This window comes from Vibrio sp. IB15, assembly GCF_016406055.1.
In the GTDB taxonomy this organism is placed as follows: Bacteria; Pseudomonadota; Gammaproteobacteria; order Enterobacterales; family Vibrionaceae; genus Vibrio; species Vibrio chagasii.
Map to the genome: position 1 here is coordinate 1 of NZ_JAEFCE010000136.1, position 1,533 is coordinate 1,533.

The window sequence follows — 1,533 nt, forward strand, 5'->3', positions numbered from 1 at the left end:
CCTGTAACTTTAGCTGACGCTGTCAGTTGAGGTGGGGAGTCCATACCATTGAACGTGATAGGGATTCTCGCTTGTGATTAAGACTTTAGAGTTATATGGAATCCTTATCAAGATAATAAAGATAATTAATTTCTCTTATCCACAACGCAGCACTAACATGATTTCTCAATCAGTCAGGAGATAAACTTATGCCATCTATCGTTGTTGTGGGTGCAAACTGGGGTGACGAAGGCAAAGGCCGCATCGTCGATTTTTTAGCAGCTGAAGCATCTGCGAGCATCCGTTTCCAAGGCGGAAACAATGCAGGCCATACCGTAGTTAACGACTTCGGTACATTCAAACTGCACCAGCTTCCTAGTGGTATTTTTAACCCTGACTGTACGGCTGTACTTGGCCCTGGCATGGTGATTAGCCCTGCTGCATTAAGCGAAGAGATCGCAGAAGTTCAAGCAGCAAATGTTGACGTGAAACTTGCTATTTCTGATCGAGCTACACTGTGCCTACCACTGCACGCACTCGAAGATACGCTTGAAGAAGAACGCTTAGGTGATGCTGCTTACGGTTCGACTCGTCAAGGCATTGCGCCAGCATACGGCGATCGCGTGATGAAGAAAGGCATCCTTGTGGGTTGGTTAAATCAACCAGAGGTTCTAGAGCAGCGCATTCAATTCATGCTGGATTGGAAGATGCCTCAATTAAAGGCCCTTTACCCTAAATGTGACTTCACTCAGACCGCTTCAGAAATGACTGAATGGCTACTTGAAGTGACGAAAGCTTGGCGTCCGTTCATTTGCAACGTGACTGAGCCTCTTAAGGCACTTCAAGCACAAGACGCGAACCTACTGTTTGAAGCTCAACTCGGTGCAGGTCGTGACTTGGTTTACGGTGAATACCCTTGGACAACATCATCAAATGTAACGGCAGCTTACGCGGGTATTGGTAGTGGCTTACCTGCCCTTCGACCTGAGCGCGTTATTGCAGTGGCTAAGGCATTCAGCTCTTCTGTGGGTACAGGTACCCTCGTTACTGCAATGGAAGAACAAGATAGCTTCCGCGAAAGCTCTAATGAATACGGTGCTACTACAGGTCGCCCACGTGATATGGGTTACTTCGATGCTGTAGCAACGCGCAACGGTGTTGAACTGCAAGCAGCGACAGAAATCGCTCTCACTAAGATTGATTGCCTGTCTGGTTTGGCTGAGTTAAAGATCTGTACTGCATACGCAGGTGAGCACAGCGAAAACCCAATTTGGCCACAAACGGCTGAGCTAAAGCCAGTTTATGAAGACATGGCGGGTTGGGACGAAGACATCACAGGTTGTCGCACTTTTGAAAGCCTTCCTCAAGCTGCACAGGATTATGTTACTCGCATTGAAGAACTGATGGGCGTACCAATTGTAATGGTATCGGTTGGTCCAGAACGCGACCAAATGATCATTCGAGCTTAGACAAGTCAAATAAGCAAAAAGCCCACACTGGTGCAATGTAGTTCACTTAAGCGGAGCTGCTTTGCGATTAATTGGGTAGCGAGTC

The 1,533-nt window shown here is 47.4% G+C and carries 1 protein-coding gene; it reads left to right on the forward strand.

Translation table 11 applies throughout. The features are described 5' to 3' along the window. Positions 1-188: 188 nt before the first annotated feature. On the forward strand, positions 189-1,448 hold the full coding sequence (locus JC606_RS23080) for an adenylosuccinate synthase (RefSeq protein ID WP_137409198.1): 1,260 nt from the start codon (positions 189-191) through the stop codon (positions 1,446-1,448). Positions 1,449-1,533: the final 85 nt, after the last annotated feature.

What these genes read in the sequence shown, in the direction of transcription:
- JC606_RS23080 (WP_137409198.1), top strand. Translation starts at nt 189, where the DNA reads ATGCCATCTATCGTTGTTGTGGGTGCAAACTGGGGTGACGAAGGCAAA.